Origin of the sequence: Pseudomonas fluorescens NCIMB 11764 (assembly GCF_000293885.2) — a bacterium.
Classification (GTDB): Bacteria; Pseudomonadota; Gammaproteobacteria; order Pseudomonadales; family Pseudomonadaceae; genus Aquipseudomonas; species Aquipseudomonas fluorescens_B.
Window position 1 is genome coordinate 293,320 of sequence record NZ_CP010945.1, and the last position, 15,567, is coordinate 308,886.

General features: G+C 60.6%; 12 protein-coding genes. 6 read left to right on the forward strand and 6 right to left on the reverse strand.

The features are described from left to right. The first annotated feature begins 1 nt into the window (after position 1). From eutC to B723_RS01405, 6 genes are all read left to right on the forward strand, one after another. Positions 2-826, forward strand: a complete 825-nt coding sequence (gene eutC / locus B723_RS01380) for an ethanolamine ammonia-lyase subunit EutC (RefSeq protein WP_017341018.1) — start codon at positions 2-4, stop codon at positions 824-826. A gap of 114 nt (positions 827-940) precedes the next feature. Then, positions 941-1,402: a GNAT family N-acetyltransferase gene (locus B723_RS01385; protein WP_017341019.1), complete on the forward strand. Its 462-nt coding sequence runs from the start codon at positions 941-943 to the stop codon at positions 1,400-1,402. A gap of 364 nt (positions 1,403-1,766) precedes the next feature. After that, the gene (locus tag B723_RS01390; protein WP_017341020.1) at positions 1,767-2,423 is read left to right on the forward strand and encodes a DedA family protein; all 657 of its coding nucleotides are present in this window, start codon (positions 1,767-1,769) and stop codon (positions 2,421-2,423) included. Between the two features lie 3 nt (positions 2,424-2,426). Further along, the gene (locus tag B723_RS01395; RefSeq protein WP_017341021.1) at positions 2,427-3,239 is read left to right on the forward strand and encodes a zinc-dependent peptidase; all 813 of its coding nucleotides are present in this window, start codon (positions 2,427-2,429) and stop codon (positions 3,237-3,239) included. A 113-nt stretch (positions 3,240-3,352) separates the two neighbouring features. Continuing rightward, positions 3,353-3,880, forward strand: coding sequence for an inorganic diphosphatase (ppa, locus tag B723_RS01400; protein ID WP_003205933.1), 528 nt, complete (start codon positions 3,353-3,355; stop codon positions 3,878-3,880). A 226-nt stretch (positions 3,881-4,106) separates the two neighbouring features. Then, the gene (locus B723_RS01405; RefSeq protein ID WP_031319150.1) at positions 4,107-4,859 is read left to right on the forward strand and encodes a S24 family peptidase; all 753 of its coding nucleotides are present in this window, start codon (positions 4,107-4,109) and stop codon (positions 4,857-4,859) included. A gap of 433 nt (positions 4,860-5,292) precedes the next feature. On the opposite strand, the gene B723_RS01410 is transcribed toward B723_RS01405, so the two are convergent. From B723_RS01410 to B723_RS01435, 6 genes are read right to left on the reverse strand one after another with little or no spacing between them, the layout of a single operon-like run. Beyond that, positions 5,293-6,108 (reverse strand): YfaP family protein, encoded by an 816-nt coding sequence (locus tag B723_RS01410; RefSeq protein ID WP_017341023.1) that lies wholly within the window; start codon positions 6,106-6,108, stop codon positions 5,293-5,295. A 3-nt stretch (positions 6,109-6,111) separates the two neighbouring features. Then, the gene (locus tag B723_RS01415) at positions 6,112-7,731 is read right to left on the reverse strand and encodes a DUF2300 domain-containing protein (RefSeq protein WP_017341024.1); all 1,620 of its coding nucleotides are present in this window, start codon (positions 7,729-7,731) and stop codon (positions 6,112-6,114) included. 1 nt (position 7,732) lies between these two features. Then, positions 7,733-12,298, reverse strand: coding sequence for an alpha-2-macroglobulin family protein (locus B723_RS01420; RefSeq protein WP_017341025.1), 4,566 nt, complete (start codon positions 12,296-12,298; stop codon positions 7,733-7,735). Further along, positions 12,295-12,945, reverse strand: a complete 651-nt coding sequence (locus B723_RS01425) for a DUF1175 domain-containing protein (RefSeq protein WP_031319152.1) — start codon at positions 12,943-12,945, stop codon at positions 12,295-12,297. The genes B723_RS01420 and B723_RS01425 overlap by 4 nt, the downstream gene beginning before the upstream one ends. Then, positions 12,930-14,642: a DUF2138 domain-containing protein gene (locus B723_RS01430; protein ID WP_017341027.1), complete on the reverse strand. Its 1,713-nt coding sequence runs from the start codon at positions 14,640-14,642 to the stop codon at positions 12,930-12,932. Before B723_RS01430 ends, B723_RS01425 begins: the two co-directional genes overlap by 16 nt. 37 nt (positions 14,643-14,679) lie before the next feature. Beyond that, complete coding sequence (locus B723_RS01435) at positions 14,680-15,471, reverse strand: YfaP family protein (protein WP_017341028.1); 792 nt, start codon at positions 15,469-15,471, stop codon at positions 14,680-14,682. Positions 15,472-15,567 lie beyond the last annotated feature (96 nt).

Consider the following 15,567-nt stretch of genomic DNA (forward strand, 5'->3'; position numbering starts at 1 on the left):
AATGGATAAACCGCCTGTTGATGCAGAAAATCCATTGCTGGCACTTCGGCGCCTGACCCCGGCGCGGATTGCCCTGGGCCGCACCGGCACCAGCATGCCCACCAGCGCACAGCTGGATTTTCAGTACGCCCACGCCCAGGCCCGGGATGCGGTGCACCTGCCCTTCGACCATGCCGGGCTCACCGCCCAATTGGCCGAGTGCGGATACGAAAGTGTGCTCCTGCACAGCGCCGCCGCAAACCGGGACACTTATTTGCAGCGCCCTGACCTGGGGCGGAAATTGAGCGATGAGTCGGCGCAAATCTTGCGCAATCATGCTTCAGCCCATCCCGGCGGCGTCGATCTGGTGATTGTCGTGGCCGATGGTTTGTCGGCACTGGCTGTGCACCGTCACACGGTGCCCTTCCTGGCGCGCATGCGAGAGCAGATCGAAGTCGATGGCTGGACGGTTTCTCCGGTGATTCTGGTAGAGCAAGGCCGGGTCGCTGTGTCCGATGAAATCGGTGAGCTGCTGGGCGCAAAAATGGTGGTGATCCTGATCGGCGAACGCCCTGGACTCAGCTCGCCAGACAGCCTGGGGTTATATTTCACCTACAGTCCAAAGGTCGGCCTGACTGATGCTTACCGCAACTGCATCTCCAATGTGCGACTGGAAGGCTTGAGTTATGGCATGGCGGCACACCGTTTGCTTTATTTGATGCGTGAAGCCTGTCGGCGGCAGCTGTCGGGGGTCAACCTGAAGGACGAAGCGCAGCTTCAGACGCTGGAGTCGGACGCAGGAGCGGACATCAAAGGTAATTTCCTACTGAATTCGCCGAAGGCCTGAACCGTTTCCGCATTGCGTTTCTCATTCGGTTTCAGGCAGGATCGAAACACGGCTGCCCGAGTGAGAACCGTTCGCCGTCAGAGCAAGACAGCCACTTGAAGACGAGACCTATCGATGCGGATTATTCAAGCGACCCTCGAACACCTGGACCTGCTGACCCCGTTGTTCGTCAAATATCGCGAGTTTTATGGTTCCCTGCCGTATCCGGACTCGTCTCGGGCGTTCCTCGAGAAACGTCTGCGCCGCAAGGAATCGGTGATCTACCTGGCCCTGGCCGATGACGACGACAAGAAGCTGATGGGTTTCTGTCAGCTGTACCCGAGCTTTTCGTCGCTTTCGCTCAAACGCGTGTGGATCCTCAATGATATCTACGTCGCTGAAGACGCCCGCCGTCAGTTGGTCGCCGACAATCTGATGCGCACCGCGAAAAAAATGGCCAAGGAAACCAACGCCGTGCGCATGCGCGTTTCCACCAGCAGCGACAACCAGATCGCGCAGAAAACCTACGAATCCATCGGGTTCAAGGAAGACACCGAGTTCAAGAACTACGTGTTGCCGATCAGCGACGAGCTGTAACGCCTCCACGCTGTGGCGAGCTCTTTGTGGCAAAGGAGCTCGTCGGATCGCCGCACCGTCCCGCTCGGCTGCGCAGCCGTCGTAAAATCGGCCAATGTAATTCCCTTGGCTGACCGCGAACCCAGGTTCTGGGAGTGCTTCGCCCTCCAGCGGGAGCACGCTCCCTCGCCACAGGTGGTGTGTGCAGCCTGTCGGACTGTGATTTTCGAGACATCCCCCGCTACAAACTCGACGCGCTTTTCACTTTCCAGCCCGTATAATGCCGACCTTTCCGGCTTGTAAGAAAAACTACACCCGTCTGTAGCCTTACGCGAAGTCATCCGCACAGGCCTGCCGAGTCGGGCCGTCACCACAGGTGCCCCCCATGGATTTCAACCCGCTCGACCTTATCCTGCATCTCGATGTTTACCTCGACTTGCTGGTGAACAACTACGGGCCATGGATCTACGCCATTCTGTTTCTGGTGATCTTCTGCGAAACCGGCCTGGTGGTGATGCCCTTCCTGCCGGGTGATTCCTTGCTGTTTATTGCGGGTGCCGTGGCGGCGGGTGGCGGCATGGACCCTGTGCTGCTGGGCGGTTTGCTGATGCTCGCGGCGATCCTCGGTGACAGCACCAACTACGTCATCGGACGAACGGCAGGCGAACGTCTGTTCAGCAATCCGAACTCGAAAATCTTCCGTCGCGATTACCTGCAACAAACCCACGATTTCTACGACAAGCACGGTGGCAAAACCGTGACCCTGGCGCGGTTCCTGCCGATCATCCGCACCTTCGCACCGTTCGTCGCCGGCGTGGCAAAAATGCCTTATCCGCGTTTCTTTGCCTTCAGCGTCCTCGGCACCATCCTTTGGGTGGGCGGCCTGGTGACCCTCGGTTACTTCTTCGGCAACGTTCCGTTCATCAAGCAAAACCTGTCGCTGCTGGTAGTGGCCATCATCCTGCTTTCGCTGGTGCCAATGATCATTGGCCTGGTCCGCAGCCGCTTCGGCAGCTCCGCCTCCAAAGCCGAACCCCGCTGAGCGATGTGGTCGCTCAGCGCCTGGCGTCGCCGGCGCATTCTCGCCAGACACCCGATTGCCGATGACATGTGGCAGCGGGTGCGCCATCACCTGAGTTTTCTCGACGGCATCAGCGCCGCTGAAGACCAATGGCTGCGCGAGGCCAGTGTGTTGTTCCTGGAAGACAAACACCTGACCGCCCTGCCCGGCGTCGAACTCCATCAGGAACAGCGCTTGCTGCTCGCCGCCCAGGCGCAATTGCCCTTGCTGAACCTGGGCGATCTGAACTGGTATCAGGGTTTTCACGAAATCGTCCTCTACCCCGACGACTTCCTCAGCCCCCAGCGCCATCGCGACGCCAGTGGCGTGGAGCACGAATGGGACGGCGAGCACAGCGGTGAGGCCTGGCAGCAAGGCCCTATCATCCTCGCCTGGCCCGGCGTGATGGCCAGTGGCGGCTGGGAGGGCTACAACCTGGTGATCCACGAACTCGCGCACAAACTCGACATGCTCAACGGCGACGCCAATGGCCTGCCGCCGCTGCACGCCGACATGCGAGTCAGCGACTGGGCCAGGGTGATGCAAGAGGCCTACGACGACCTCGACCGGCAACTGGAGCGCAACCCTGACGCCGAAACCGCCATCGACCCGTATGCGGCGGAAAACCCCGCCGAGTTCTTTGCGGTGACCAGCGAATACTTCTTCAGCGCTCCGGATTTGCTGCACGAGGCGTATCCTCGGGTGTATGAACAGCTGAAGCTGTTTTACCGACAGGACCCATTGGCCCGGCTGCGGCAACTTCTGGCCGAAGACCCGGTCTATCAGGCACGCGACTAAGGTCTACAAGACCCTTGGTGCATGGCATCGACGGCGGAATATGCCTATAATCGCCGCCACTTTTTGGTCAATCCGGCCAAGTGTTTTTGGTCAACTAACGGGGGCACCGCCCAATGAGCTACAGCAAGATTCCGGCTGGCAAAGACCTGCCGAACGACATCTACGTCGCGATCGAGATTCCGGCCAACCACGCGCCGATCAAATACGAAATCGACAAAGACAGCGATTGCCTGTTCGTTGACCGTTTCATGGCCACCCCGATGTTCTACCCGGCCAACTACGGTTACATCCCGAACACCCTGGCTGACGACGGTGATCCCCTCGACGTGCTGGTCGTGACCCCTTACCCGGTTGCTCCAGGCTCCGTCATCCGCGCCCGTCCGGTCGGCATCCTGAACATGACCGACGACGGCGGCGGCGATGCCAAAGTCATCGCAGTCCCGCACGACAAGCTGTCCCAGCTGTACGTCGACGTGAAGGAATACACCGACCTGCCACCCCTGCTGATTCAGCAGATCGAGCACTTCTTCGCGAACTACAAAGATCTCGAAAAAGGCAAATGGGTGAAAATCGAAGGCTGGGCCGGTGCAGACGCCGCCCGCGAAGCGATCACCAAGTCGGTTGCTGCCTATAAAGGCTGAGACGCCACTGGCCTTGCGCCACTGACGACTTGAAAAAACCCCGGTTGATCCGGGGTTTTTTGTGCGTGTTTGAATCAGCTTAAACAGCACGTTTAACTGGCGGGTGCAGCGGTTTTTCCTTGTTTAATTCTTACCAAAGACGTCTTACATCAAGACTTAAATTTCACGTCAAATTTGAACGTTTTGTTGAATCAAAGCCTTATGCCGCGCGGCTAGACTCGTGTTTATGAAAAAGAACAAAACCTGCGGCCCACGATTCAGAATGCTCCTGAAAGAGGTCCAAATCACGACCACGAGATTTGCCGAATTCCTGGGCATTTCCGACCCTCAAACTGTCCACAACTGGTATTCCCGCGGAGTGCCCGACTACCGCATGGAGGATGTCGCCAGAAGACTCTCCGTGAACAGCGAATGGCTGAAAACCGGGGAAGGGCCAAAAGACGCCAGGGAATTACGTCTGGTCGACGACTCCGGCAACGCCTTCGACGCCCAGTCGATCCGCGGCACCTATCGGGTCATCGAACCCGTCGACATCGAACTGCCCTTTTACAAAGAAACGGCCATCACACCCGGCGCTGACAAAACCCACGTCATCAAAGACCCCAGCGAATCGATCCGCCTGCCTCGAAGCGGTCTCGACTCCCTGGAAATCAATCACGCCGACGCCATCTGCGCCCGGATGGTCGGCAACAGCATGGCCGAAAGAATCGAAGACGGCTCCATCGTCGCCATTGATCGCGGGCTCACGCAAATTGTCGACGGAGAGATCTACGCCATCGAGCACGACGGCATGTTGCGCATCAAGTACCTGAGCCGGGTGCCGGGCAACGCGATTCGCATGCGCAGCCACAACAGCGCCGAATACCCGGACGAGGTCATCAGACCTCCGCAAATCGAAGAAGAAAACATCAGGGTGCTGGGATGGGTGTTCTGGTGGTCGACGCTAAACAAACGCAGGCCGCCGGTGCCATTCCTGTAACACTGCATTGTTTTCATACGGATATGCTCACTTCCACTGGCATCACACGATCCCTGTGGAAGCGGGCTTGCCCGCGAAGACGGCAGAACATTCGCTCAAACCCCGGATCAGCCACTCCATCCAAGGCACCTGGCAGCCCTGCCCCGCACACCAAGCTGGGAATTCTCCAAAAAAATCAGTATGCTGCGCCCCACATTTGCGCATCGACCCGCCCCGCGGCTCCGATCGCACCGACAAGGCAGATGATTTTCTCGCCGAGTCCCACAGCCGGACGCAAGATCCGGGTGTACGTTTTGAAGGCTGGCGCGGTTTACCAAAAATGAACCAAGCCAGTCCCCGAGAAGCCGGCCACAAGCCGGCTTTTTAATGTCTGGAAGAAAGCACGCAGCATCAATGCATGTAATGCAGAATCGGTCAGCGGCCTGCTGACCAATTATGGATAACTAAACCCCTTAACCAACGTCAACTCCCCCACCGCCCGCATCGGCACCAGAAAAGTCTCCATCTTCTCGTCCGGCGTCCCCTCCTCCGTAATCACCGTCACCTGCGCCGTGGTCAGCGGTTGAACCGCATTTTCCTGCCCGTCCTCATCACTGCGATACCCGCCCCCGAAGTAATTCACATACACCAAATACTGCCCCTTGATCGGCGCTGGCATGGCAAAAATTTCCGGGCCATACCCCGTCGTCACGTCCACATCCAGCGCCGCACCATTCGCCACAACCCGGTCGCCATACCAGATGTGCGCGCCATCGGGCGTGACGAGGTGCAAGTCCAGATCCGTACCGTCGCTGTCCCAGGCCAGTAACACGCGCAATTTCGCCGGGGTGGCGCCGCCACTGGTATTGAGAAATTGCGTGCGGTGGCGCTGCTGGCCATCGGGGCTGCGGACTTCGACGCTGTTGCTGCCGTTGGGGAAGGAGAACGGTCGATCGAAGCGGCCAGCGGAGTCGATCTTCAGCGGCATGCTGACGCCGTTGACGATCAATCGGCCGGGTTCAGTGGACTTGGGTGTGGCTTTGATCTGGCCGGTGATGCGTGCGGTGTTGGCCTGTCCTGCCGGCGTGTTCACCGAGGAAGCCGGGTAGTTGACAGTCTGGCGGAAGTTTTCGCCTTCGCCCTCGACTGCACCGGTGCGCCAGCCGCCGACGGGGGTGTCGAGTTTGGCGGCGCTTTCAGCCGCGGAAACCGTCGGCAACATGCAAACAGAACAAAGGAACAGGAAGACCTGTGGATAACGGAGTTTCATGGCCTATTCCAGCAAGAGGTGGCGGGCGAGCCCTTCAATGTAGGTTTCATCCTGGCCGTTGGGATGAGCTTCAAAAGCCAGGTGCAGGTATTCGTGGGTCAGGTCGAGGCGGTCTTGCAGCGACAGCACGCCGCGCACGTAGATGCGCTGACGCTCGCGGTCGACATAGGGGCGGCCGAAGGCGAGGCGACAGACGGCGAACGTGCTGACTTCGTTGTAGCCGACCTCGCTGTCCAATCGCGCACGCCAGCCGCGGCGTTGGGTTTGCAGCCAGTCTTGCGCGGCGGGCAGCACGTCGCAGGAGGCGACGGGGTTGTCCCAGCGGCTGAGGCTGGCGCGCGGGTAGGCGTGCAGCAGGATGGCGTCGTAGCGTTGGCCGGCGTTGGCTTGCTCGACGGCTTGTTGCCAGGAGAGTTTGTCCGGGCCGGGTTGGTCGGAGTGGTAGGTGACGGTGCTGCCGGCGAGGACGAGGTCGCTGGTCCACGCGGCGATGTTGCGTGATTCGGCGGTGGCCGGGCGTGGTGCGACCCGCTGGCGACTGCTGCTGTCGTCGATGCTCAGGCAGTCGCCGTGGCGGGTGGCGTTTTGCAGCAGGTAGGTGCGAATGGCGACGGCCAGGGCTTTGGCGGCTTCGGCGGGTTCAGGTTTGGCTTCCCGTTGCAGCACTCGGGCGACGTATTCTTCGCGATCCAGACGGGCGACCAGATTGTCGCCCACCAAAAACAGCTCACCGTCGCTGTGAATATCCAGTTGATTGCCATTGGCGAATTCAACGCGATAGTCGCCCTGCAAAGGCCCGGAAGACACAACCCTATCCCCCGCCAGAACGCGTCCAATCGGATAACGAGAAAACAAGCCGACTTCAACGCAGCGCCCCGCATCCAACGGCCAATCAACCGGCAACACCGACGCCAACGCCTGACCGTAATTGCGCAGAACCATCTGACTGGTCCCGCGCCCACCGGCCCAGATCGGCGTGCCATCCACGGTCCAACCGGCAAACCCACCCTGACGCGACGATGGATCGTGATCACCCAACCAGCTCCAGGTTTTCACCCGCAACCGGCTACCGAGTTCGCCGACGACATTGCCGTCAGCGGCATTCAACACCACATCAAGCAACACCCGCCGCGCCTGATCCTGTGCGGGCATCACGGCCAACATTCGCAGTAGTTCCACCACCGAAACCCGCGTGGATGGTTGCAACGAAGGCAAGTCCAGCAGCCACTCGGGCGCTTTCCGTGCCTGCCAATACGTGCGCCAACCTGTGCCGGAAATACCCAACCGAGCAGGCTCAAAATACAAACCGCAGGACTTCACCAGCGCCTGATCACGTTCGATCTTGCCGCCCGCGGTGCAACAATAAACTTCTTCTTTCGACTGCCCGCGACATTCATACGCCGGCTCTCGGGCACCGCTGTCCACCAGCCAGCCGTAGACAAACAACTTCCACACACTGCCCAACGGCGTCTGCAAAGCGTCGGGCAACGGCTCGCGAGAAATCACCTGAGTCGGGCTCAGCGCCAGCAATTCACCCTTGAAGCCCAGTCGCAACGGTTCGTCCTGCGCTGCCGCCAGCGCAGGGATCAAACACAGCAGCCACCAGACCAAACGTCGGGTCATGTCAGTTGACCGTGACCTGACCCAGCGCCGGTTTCTGTTCCAGAGCCTGATGCTGTGGCGCGTAGACCTGAGTGAAACGCACTGGCGGCAGGTTGAACTGGCCTTTCTGCGAGAAGCGCACCAGATGACGCAGCCGCAATTCACCACTCAAGGCGTCCACCGGAATCGCGTAAGCCATCTGACCCGGTTCGAAGCGCGCCTTCTCCAGCGCAGTCGGTTCAGTACCGGCCTTGCCCATCAATTTGATGCCCCACGTGGTGCGCTCGACATCCGCGCCCGGCGGCAGAGGCACTTCGATCATCCCGTAACGCAGCGGCTTGGCGGCTTTGCTGGTGATGATCACTTCGTCCAGATACAGGCTGTCGCTGGACAACGGCTTGCTGCCAACCGCTTCGAGTTTGAAGGTGAAGGCCGCGTCACCCGGCACCAGACGCGACAGCCGACGGGTGATGGTCACGGCCATCGGATCAACCGGCGGTTGTTTAGTCTGGAAACTCAACGCTGCCCGCAACGGGCGCTCTTGCGTCCCGGTCAGCGACAACACTGCCGGTACGGGCGCAGCGCCCTGCCACGTCCAATACATCTCACCGGTATCACCGTAGTTTTTCTTCCAGCCGTCACCCGGTGCCAGTGCGATGGTGGGCGAAGCCTGCTCGATGCTGCGTTGCAACCAGGTCAGCGCCAACGCGCGCTCCAGGGTCGATTGCTGCGGCAACAGACGTTGCAACAAGGCTTGCGCGTGAGCCTGATCGAAGGCTTGCAACGACAGGTTCAACGCTTCGGTAAACGGCTGGGAACTGACCGCCAGACGCTGTTGCGCATCGGCCAATTGACGATTGAAAGCATCGGGCAATGTCACCTTGGACTGACGAGCCAACGATGCCGTCAACGCACGCGCAGCCGCCAACCCGAGCGCCGAATCCGGATCACTCATGACGAGGCTGTCTTCGCCATCCTCCATCAGGTTCGCGGCGTTGCCCTCGCCCGCTTTCGCCAGATCATCCATCAAACCGCTGAGCAAGGTGTTCACCGGCAATTGCATCTGTTTGGCGAACGACAGGATCAGCGCTCTCTGCAACAGCGGCGTATTTTTGGCCTGTTTCGAATAGACCTCCAGCACCCGCTGCCAATGCTCCGGCGGCAGGCTCAGTTCCAAGGCTTTGCTGGCGTGCCAGTCGGCGTAATACGCGTAAGCCGTGAGAAACGCGTCCGGCTCACCGTCCATGCCCCACCAGGTGAAGCTCGCCGAAGGCCCGGCCATTTGCACCAGGCGCAGACGGCTGTTTTGCATGATCAACCGCAAGCGATCGCGGATCTGCGGGTTCGACGATAAGGTCGGGTACGCGATGCTCAACGGCAGCAAACGACTGGCCGTCTGCTCGACGCCGCCGTACGGATAGCTCAGCAAATCGTCGAGCGCCGAGCGGAACATCGCTTGCGGGCTGTCATCCAGCCGCAGGCGAATGTCCGTTGCGTCCACCGGCAAGGTCAGCGGCGTATCACCGCTGGCCACGTCCAGGCTTTGGCTTTGTGTGACCTGCCAGCCTTCGCCGGTCGCGGTCAGGCGCACGGCCAGCGCGTCAGCGGTTTTGCCGTCCTGCACCAGCTCGGCGGTCCACTCGCCCGTGGCCAAGTCGAACGCCGGCAACGCGATGTAGTTGATGCCGTTGTTCAGCGTCACCGGCACCCGCTGTTCGGCACCGGCGAAATGAATCACCAGCTCAGCCTTGACCGGTTTGTCCGCCTGGCTGAAGGCGAACACACCGAGATCCGGCTTGTCGCCCGTACGGAATTTGCTCGGGCCGCTCCACTTCAGGTACAGCGGTTTTTCCGAGCGCACGAATTGCTTTTTCTGCCCGACCTGACCGTCATCGGCGATGGCTCGCGCGGTGATGCGCCAGCGGGTCAGCGAGTCCGGCATCTTGAAGGTGAAGCGGGTTTTGCCGTTGGCGTCGGTGATCAATTCCGGCTGCCATGCGGCGGTGTCGACGTCTTCACGACGTGGCCGCTCCAGCACTTTCACCCCGCGCTCGCTGCGGTTGGCTTTGCCCGGTGCACCGGGGCTACCCGGCAACGCGACGTCGTAGCTGATGAACGACAGACTGGCGCTGGTGCGCACGTTGTTGCGGCGCGGGTGGTAGAAGAACTGGTCGATGGTCGGCGCGACTTCCGGTTGCAGCGCGTAGACCATTTCGTCGACCACGCTGACCGTCAGGTGCGCCGGAATCGGCTCGCCGGCGAATTGGGTGGTGAGGTCGACGGACACGGTATCGCCCGGTTGATAGGCCTCTTTATCGGTGGTGATAGCCACGTCGATCTGCGGCGCAATCACCTTGATGCCGGCGTTCTGGAAGCTGTATTGACCGCCCTTGGTGTACAGAACCGAGAACGTCAGGTTCGGCGCGAAATTGTCCTTCACCGGGATGCGTGCTCGGTATTGGGTGTCGCTGAGTTTTTCCATCTTCAGCCAGTCACCGCCCTTGGACAGCAGCGCAGTCGCCTCGACCTTGTCGCGCTCCAGCGACAGCAGTGCATCGCTGACGGGCTCCGGGAAAGTGATCAACGCAAGGGCTTCGTCGCCTGCCTTGTACTCGGGTTTGTCGAGGACGATTTCAACGGTGCCGGGCACGGCTTTGACGCCATCGCCGGTGACTGAATGGCCTGTGGCGCCGACCACGCGACCGTGGTCATCCTTCAAGGTCAGGTTGTAAGTGCCAGGACGCTCGAACGCCAGCGTGAAGCCCTTATCGGATGCGGCAAGTTTGCCTTCACCGGTGCTCTGATCTTCCAGACGCACCCAGCTGTAGCCGCTCGGCGTGACCGCTTTGCTCTGCTCGCTGCCACCTTCGTTGGCGTAGCTGAAAACAACCTTGTCACCCACCGCACTGAAGCGCTGCGGCGCCCGCAGACTGAAACTCGCGGCCCCCCGGTCGATGAGGATTTCCTTGGTGGTCCTGACCCGATACGCCGCACCATCGCTGGCGAAAACGGTGAGCATGTAGCGGCTCGGTTTCTCGGCGGCGGGCAGGTCGAGGGTCGCGTTGCCTTTGGCGTCGGTGGTCAATTCGGTACTGGTCAGTTCCACCGGGAATTGCCCGAGGTATTGCAGCTCGTTATCGACCATCGACAGTTGCTGGGCGCGCAGGCTCAGGGTCAGTTTGGCATTCGCGACGGGCTTGCCGTCCGGGTACAGCAGCACCAGGCTGCCTTTGACCGGCTCGCCGGTGCGGTAATCCTGCTTGGCCAGGTTCAACGAGATTTCGAAGTGCGGCTTGATGTATTCGGCAACCCGGAAAGCGCTGCTGTAGGCCTGGTCCTTGTAGCTGAAACGCAGTTCATAACCGCCGGCCACGGCGTTATCCGGCAACTGGAATCGGCCTTGAGTGCCAGCCTTGGAATCAAGCTTCAGCGCCAGCGATTGCAGCGCGGTGCCGGTGGCATCGAGTACCGTCACGTTGACGTCGGCAGCGGTCGGTGCCACGGAATCCCGGGCGTTCTTGAACTCGCGACCGACGATTTTCAGCGACACCCAATCCCCCGGCCGATACAGCGGCCGGTCGGTGAAGGCATAGAGTTTGGTGTCGTAGATTTCGCTGTCGTAATAGAAGTTCTCGGAGACAAACACCCCGCCCTCTTCGTCCTCGCCGATCACGAACGAACGCTCGGGGCTGACGTGTTTCAGTCGCAGCAAACCATCGGTATCGGTGGCGCCGCTGCTCATCACGCCGAGGCCATCGGTCCACAGCACATTCACTTTCGGCACCGAACTGCCTTCATGTTTGCGCGCAGCCCACACCAGCAATTCATCACCGGCAATCTTGCTCACGGCCACGGTGTTGGAGACGAAGACCATGGTGGTCGCTCGGTACTTGCCGATCAGCGCTTCCACCAGATACAGGCCCGGTTTCAGGTTGCCCAACGGGATGTACACGTTGCCTGGCGCGACAGTGACGAACTCGCTGGACGAACCGGCCAGATTCACGCCTTCTGGCGGCTGGATCGGTTTGGCTTGCCACAGCGGATAACGGAACTGGCTGACCACCGGCAGGCCTGGAATCAGTGCGAATTGCGGCTGGGCGTCGTAAGGCGTTGGCGCGGCAATCGCGGTGCCCATCTTCAGTTCAGGCACTTCCTCGGTGACTTGTTTGCGCGACTCGTAGGAAAACGCCCGCTGCATCACGCGACGGGATTTTCGGTACCAGTTGTCCCACAGGTACGCGAGGGTGTTCGACAGACCTTCACCCTTGAATTGACCGTCGCTGACCACGCGATGCAGGTTCTTCTGGCGCTTGAGGAAATCCAGCGGCTTGTCGATGCGATACACCCGAATGTCCGCGCCGCCGTAGGGCTCCATGCGGAAGCGGCGATAGTCACGGCCCGGCGCTTCGAGGCGCACCATTGCCTGCTCGTCACTGGCAAAACTGCTGTCCGCCAGCAGAAAAAAACTTTCACCGGCCACCGGCGTGTAGCCGCTCGGCTCGACGGTATCTTCGGCGTTCACTGCCGAAAAAGGCAGGACCAACACCAACAATAGAGACAGAAAGCGCAGCATGCGGGCACCGGTCATTGGGAGAGAAAGTTCAGTCGATAGACGCCGATGAAGTTGGGGTTGGCTGCGTCGGGTATCCATCGGGTGTCCTTCCATGTCATGAGTTGCTGCAGGCTCGCGGATCGCATGCCGTTGTCAGTGGGGGTGGTGGTGCCGGTGTGATAGGCGATGTAGCGGCCCATCCAGATCATCAGGTGCTGGTCGTCGCCCTGATCGAAAAACATCAGGTCGCCGGGCCGCGCTTGCGCCACGTCGCGGCCCACCAGATGGCTGTTGAACTGAATCAGTTTGATCGCGTTGACGTAAGGCCCGACCTTGCCGCCGCCCTGCTGCCATTGCTGGGCGAGGCCGCGTTGGGCGTCGCTCAGTTGCAGCTCCGGCGGCAGGTAGCGGTTGGACAGGCCATTGCTGCGCAGCCATTTGTCGTCATGGACTTTCAGCGCTTCGTTGGCGGCAAAACGCACCAGCCCTGCGCAGTCCTGCTGATACCAGCGCGGGCTCGGGCCTTGGGTCAGTTGCTCCTGGGCGATGCGCACGAACCAGGCGCGAAACACCTGGGATTGCTGCGGGTCGAGCGGCGCGGCGTCACTGGCAAATGCGCGACTGCCGAGCAACATCGCCAGCAGGCCGAGGCCTCGGATAAGTGCGGTCACAGGGCCTTCCATTCCAGTGGCAGCCATTGCCAGTGGCCGTCGGGCTCGCTGCCTTCCGGCAACGTCAGCGCGTATTTTCCGTAGCCACCGAGCTTGCGCAGTTTCGGGATCAGGTAAGTTTGCGCGGCGTTATAGAACACCGGCTCCATGTCCTGCGGCAGGCTGTCGAGGGTTTCCTGTTGCATCAGTTGCGCCATGGAATCCGGGCCGAAGTAGACCGGCATCAGCAGGTCTTTCGGCACCACGTCGGCCATCGGCGGGAAACGTTTGTCGAGGGTGCCGAGGGCTTTGTCCACCAGCTTGTCATCGAGGGAAAACAGCAGTGTCGAACCGTGGCGCGCCAGGCTGACTTTCATGAAGGCCTTGCCGGTGATCGCGTCCGGGTTCTCGGCATCCTTGGCTTTGTAAGGGCCGAAGTTGGAGCTGACCTGACGCTGCCACTGGTGGTGTTCACCTTCCTGTTTTTCCACCACCGGGAACGCGTGTTCTTCGACGTTACCTTCGTAGGCGCCGACCATCGAACCGAAAAGGCTGCCCAGGTCGCCGTCGAGTTTGGCGCTGTCATCATCGTTCAGGCTGGCCACCAGCAGCGGCGTGTACAGCCGCGAATCGGCGTACCAGCAGAGGCCGGCAGCACCGGCCATGTGTTCGGTCAGGGCATGGGCCACGGTTTCTTCGGCGCCGAGTTTCACCAGCAACGGTTTCTGTTGTTCGGCGGCGAGCGGTAGCGCCACACAAGCGCTGGCCCCCATCGGCATGGCTTGCCAGATCGGTTTGAAATCGAAGTCCGGCTGGTTTTCCAGTTCGTCCATGGCGAGGAAGCTGTGCCAGCCCTTGTCGTCCATATCGAAACGCAGGCCGGCGAAGTTCGGGATGAAACGCTGGTAACCCATGGCCAGGACGCTGGAATTGACCGAGAGGCGTTGTTTCACTTCAGGGGCGCGGGGTGGCAGGCCGAAGGCTTCGGGGAACAGTTTCTGCCCGCCAAGCAGTGCTTCCAGCGATTCAGTCGAGACCATGCCGGGTTCATCGACCGGACCGTGGCCGGTCTCGTAGAGTTTGGCCGGGTTGGACAGCACCACCAGTTTGTCGCCATGGGAGGCGAACAGCAGCGCTTTGCTGTGGTTGTAGGTGAGCTGATAAAGCGGCACCACATCACCGCCGACCTTGATCTCACTGAGCTGGGTCAGCTGCGAATCATCCAGCGCCACTTTCGCCAGCGGCTCCAGCACTTTGGCCAGACCACCACGATCCATCACCAACAAAAAGTCTTTCAGGCGGCCATCCGCCCCGCGCCACAACGCTACGTCCGCCGGTTGATCGAAAAGCTGTTCGATCAGGCTGTCCTGCAATTTCAGGTCATGTTCGTAGATGATCCGGCGCAGACTGCCGATCAAGCCAAGGCGATCGGCATGGGCTTCGTAATAGAAGACGAAATCTTCGGTGAGGGTTTCCTTGAGGAACGGCACCGCCAGCAAGTCTTTGGGCAACTGGCTCAAGGAGTGGGTTTCGAGCAGACCGTCCGGCCGGCTCATGCCCAGTTTATCGCTGGCCAACTCCGCCGGAGGCGCCTTGGGTTTGTGCATGAACCAGCCCAACCCGGCCGCGACACCGGCCACTAGGACCAGCCCGACCAGCAGCGCCGGCCAGCGGCGAGGAGTTTTGGCTGCAGGCGTTTCGGCGGCCGGAGAAACAGTGTTATCGCTCATGTTCACAAAACCCGATGTCATCCGTGGAGCGGGATGCTTAATAGTTGAAAGTCTTGACCAGCAGCAGGTCACCGATCGCGCGCAGGGGCACGATGAAGGTTTCGCGTTTTTCGTCGACGGTGTTTTCGTTGAGCACCAGATTGATCTGCGAGGTGATCACCTCGTTCTGGTTGCTGGTCTCATCGAAGTTATAGCCGCCGCTGCCGAAGTTGCCCCAATAGTTCACGTAAACCAGATAGGTGCCATGCAGCGGCGCGGTCATGGTGAACATTTCCGGGCCGGGGCCATCGACGCCGTCCGGGTCCAGGCCTCCGCCGTTGCTCATCGCCGGGCGAGCCCAGAACGCATGCTGGCCGTCGGGGGTAACAATGTGCAGGTCGAGTTCAGCCTTCGGATCGTCCCAACCCAGCACCACGCGAATCCGCGCCGGGGTGCGCAGGTTATTGGCTTCGTAGAACTGAACGCGCTTGAGGGATTTGCCTTCGGCACTGCGCACTTCGACGCTATTGGAACCGGCGCCAAACGCGTACGGCCGGGCGAAACGTCCTTGGTCGTCGGTGTAGAGGTTCAATGGATTGCCGTTGACCGCCAGCGTGTGCGGCCCGCGTTGCGTGCCAATGGCCTTGAGCTCGCCCTGGATCATCGTGCGATTGCGCTGCACGCCCCGGTCGATGGGCGGCGTGGGATAGGCCACTTGTGGGTTTTCGCTGCGATCGAGCAGGCCGTTGTAGCGCCAGCCGCCCACCGGCTCCGACAGCTCGGCCGCCGGCTCGGCGCAGGCAGCCGTCGCGCAGACCCACCCCATCAGGCATAGAAAAAATGAACGCATGTGACGCCTCCTGCCATGCATAACGAAACCTTGCGCCTGATCCTCGGCGCGTTACAGATCCAAAAACTGCGTTTCGTCAGAAAGACCCGTGACTAT

Bases quoted from the DNA above. Each gene is read 5' to 3' on its own strand.
- eutC (WP_017341018.1), top strand. From the start codon at position 2: ATGGATAAACCGCCTGTTGATGCAGAAAATCCATTGCTGGCACTTCGG.
- B723_RS01385 (WP_017341019.1), top strand. From the start codon at position 941: ATGCGGATTATTCAAGCGACCCTCGAACACCTGGACCTGCTGACCCCG.
- B723_RS01390 (WP_017341020.1), top strand. From the start codon at position 1,767: ATGGATTTCAACCCGCTCGACCTTATCCTGCATCTCGATGTTTACCTC.
- B723_RS01395 (WP_017341021.1), top strand. From the start codon at position 2,427: ATGTGGTCGCTCAGCGCCTGGCGTCGCCGGCGCATTCTCGCCAGACAC.
- ppa (WP_003205933.1), top strand. From the start codon at position 3,353: ATGAGCTACAGCAAGATTCCGGCTGGCAAAGACCTGCCGAACGACATC.
- B723_RS01405 (WP_031319150.1), top strand. From the start codon at position 4,107: ATGAAAAAGAACAAAACCTGCGGCCCACGATTCAGAATGCTCCTGAAA.
- B723_RS01410 (WP_017341023.1), bottom strand. From the start codon at position 6,108: ATGAAACTCCGTTATCCACAGGTCTTCCTGTTCCTTTGTTCTGTTTGC.
- B723_RS01415 (WP_017341024.1), bottom strand. From the start codon at position 7,731: ATGACCCGACGTTTGGTCTGGTGGCTGCTGTGTTTGATCCCTGCGCTG.
- B723_RS01420 (WP_017341025.1), bottom strand. From the start codon at position 12,298: ATGACCGGTGCCCGCATGCTGCGCTTTCTGTCTCTATTGTTGGTGTTG.
- B723_RS01425 (WP_031319152.1), bottom strand. From the start codon at position 12,945: ATGGAAGGCCCTGTGACCGCACTTATCCGAGGCCTCGGCCTGCTGGCG.
- B723_RS01430 (WP_017341027.1), bottom strand. From the start codon at position 14,642: ATGAGCGATAACACTGTTTCTCCGGCCGCCGAAACGCCTGCAGCCAAA.
- B723_RS01435 (WP_017341028.1), bottom strand. From the start codon at position 15,471: ATGCGTTCATTTTTTCTATGCCTGATGGGGTGGGTCTGCGCGACGGCT.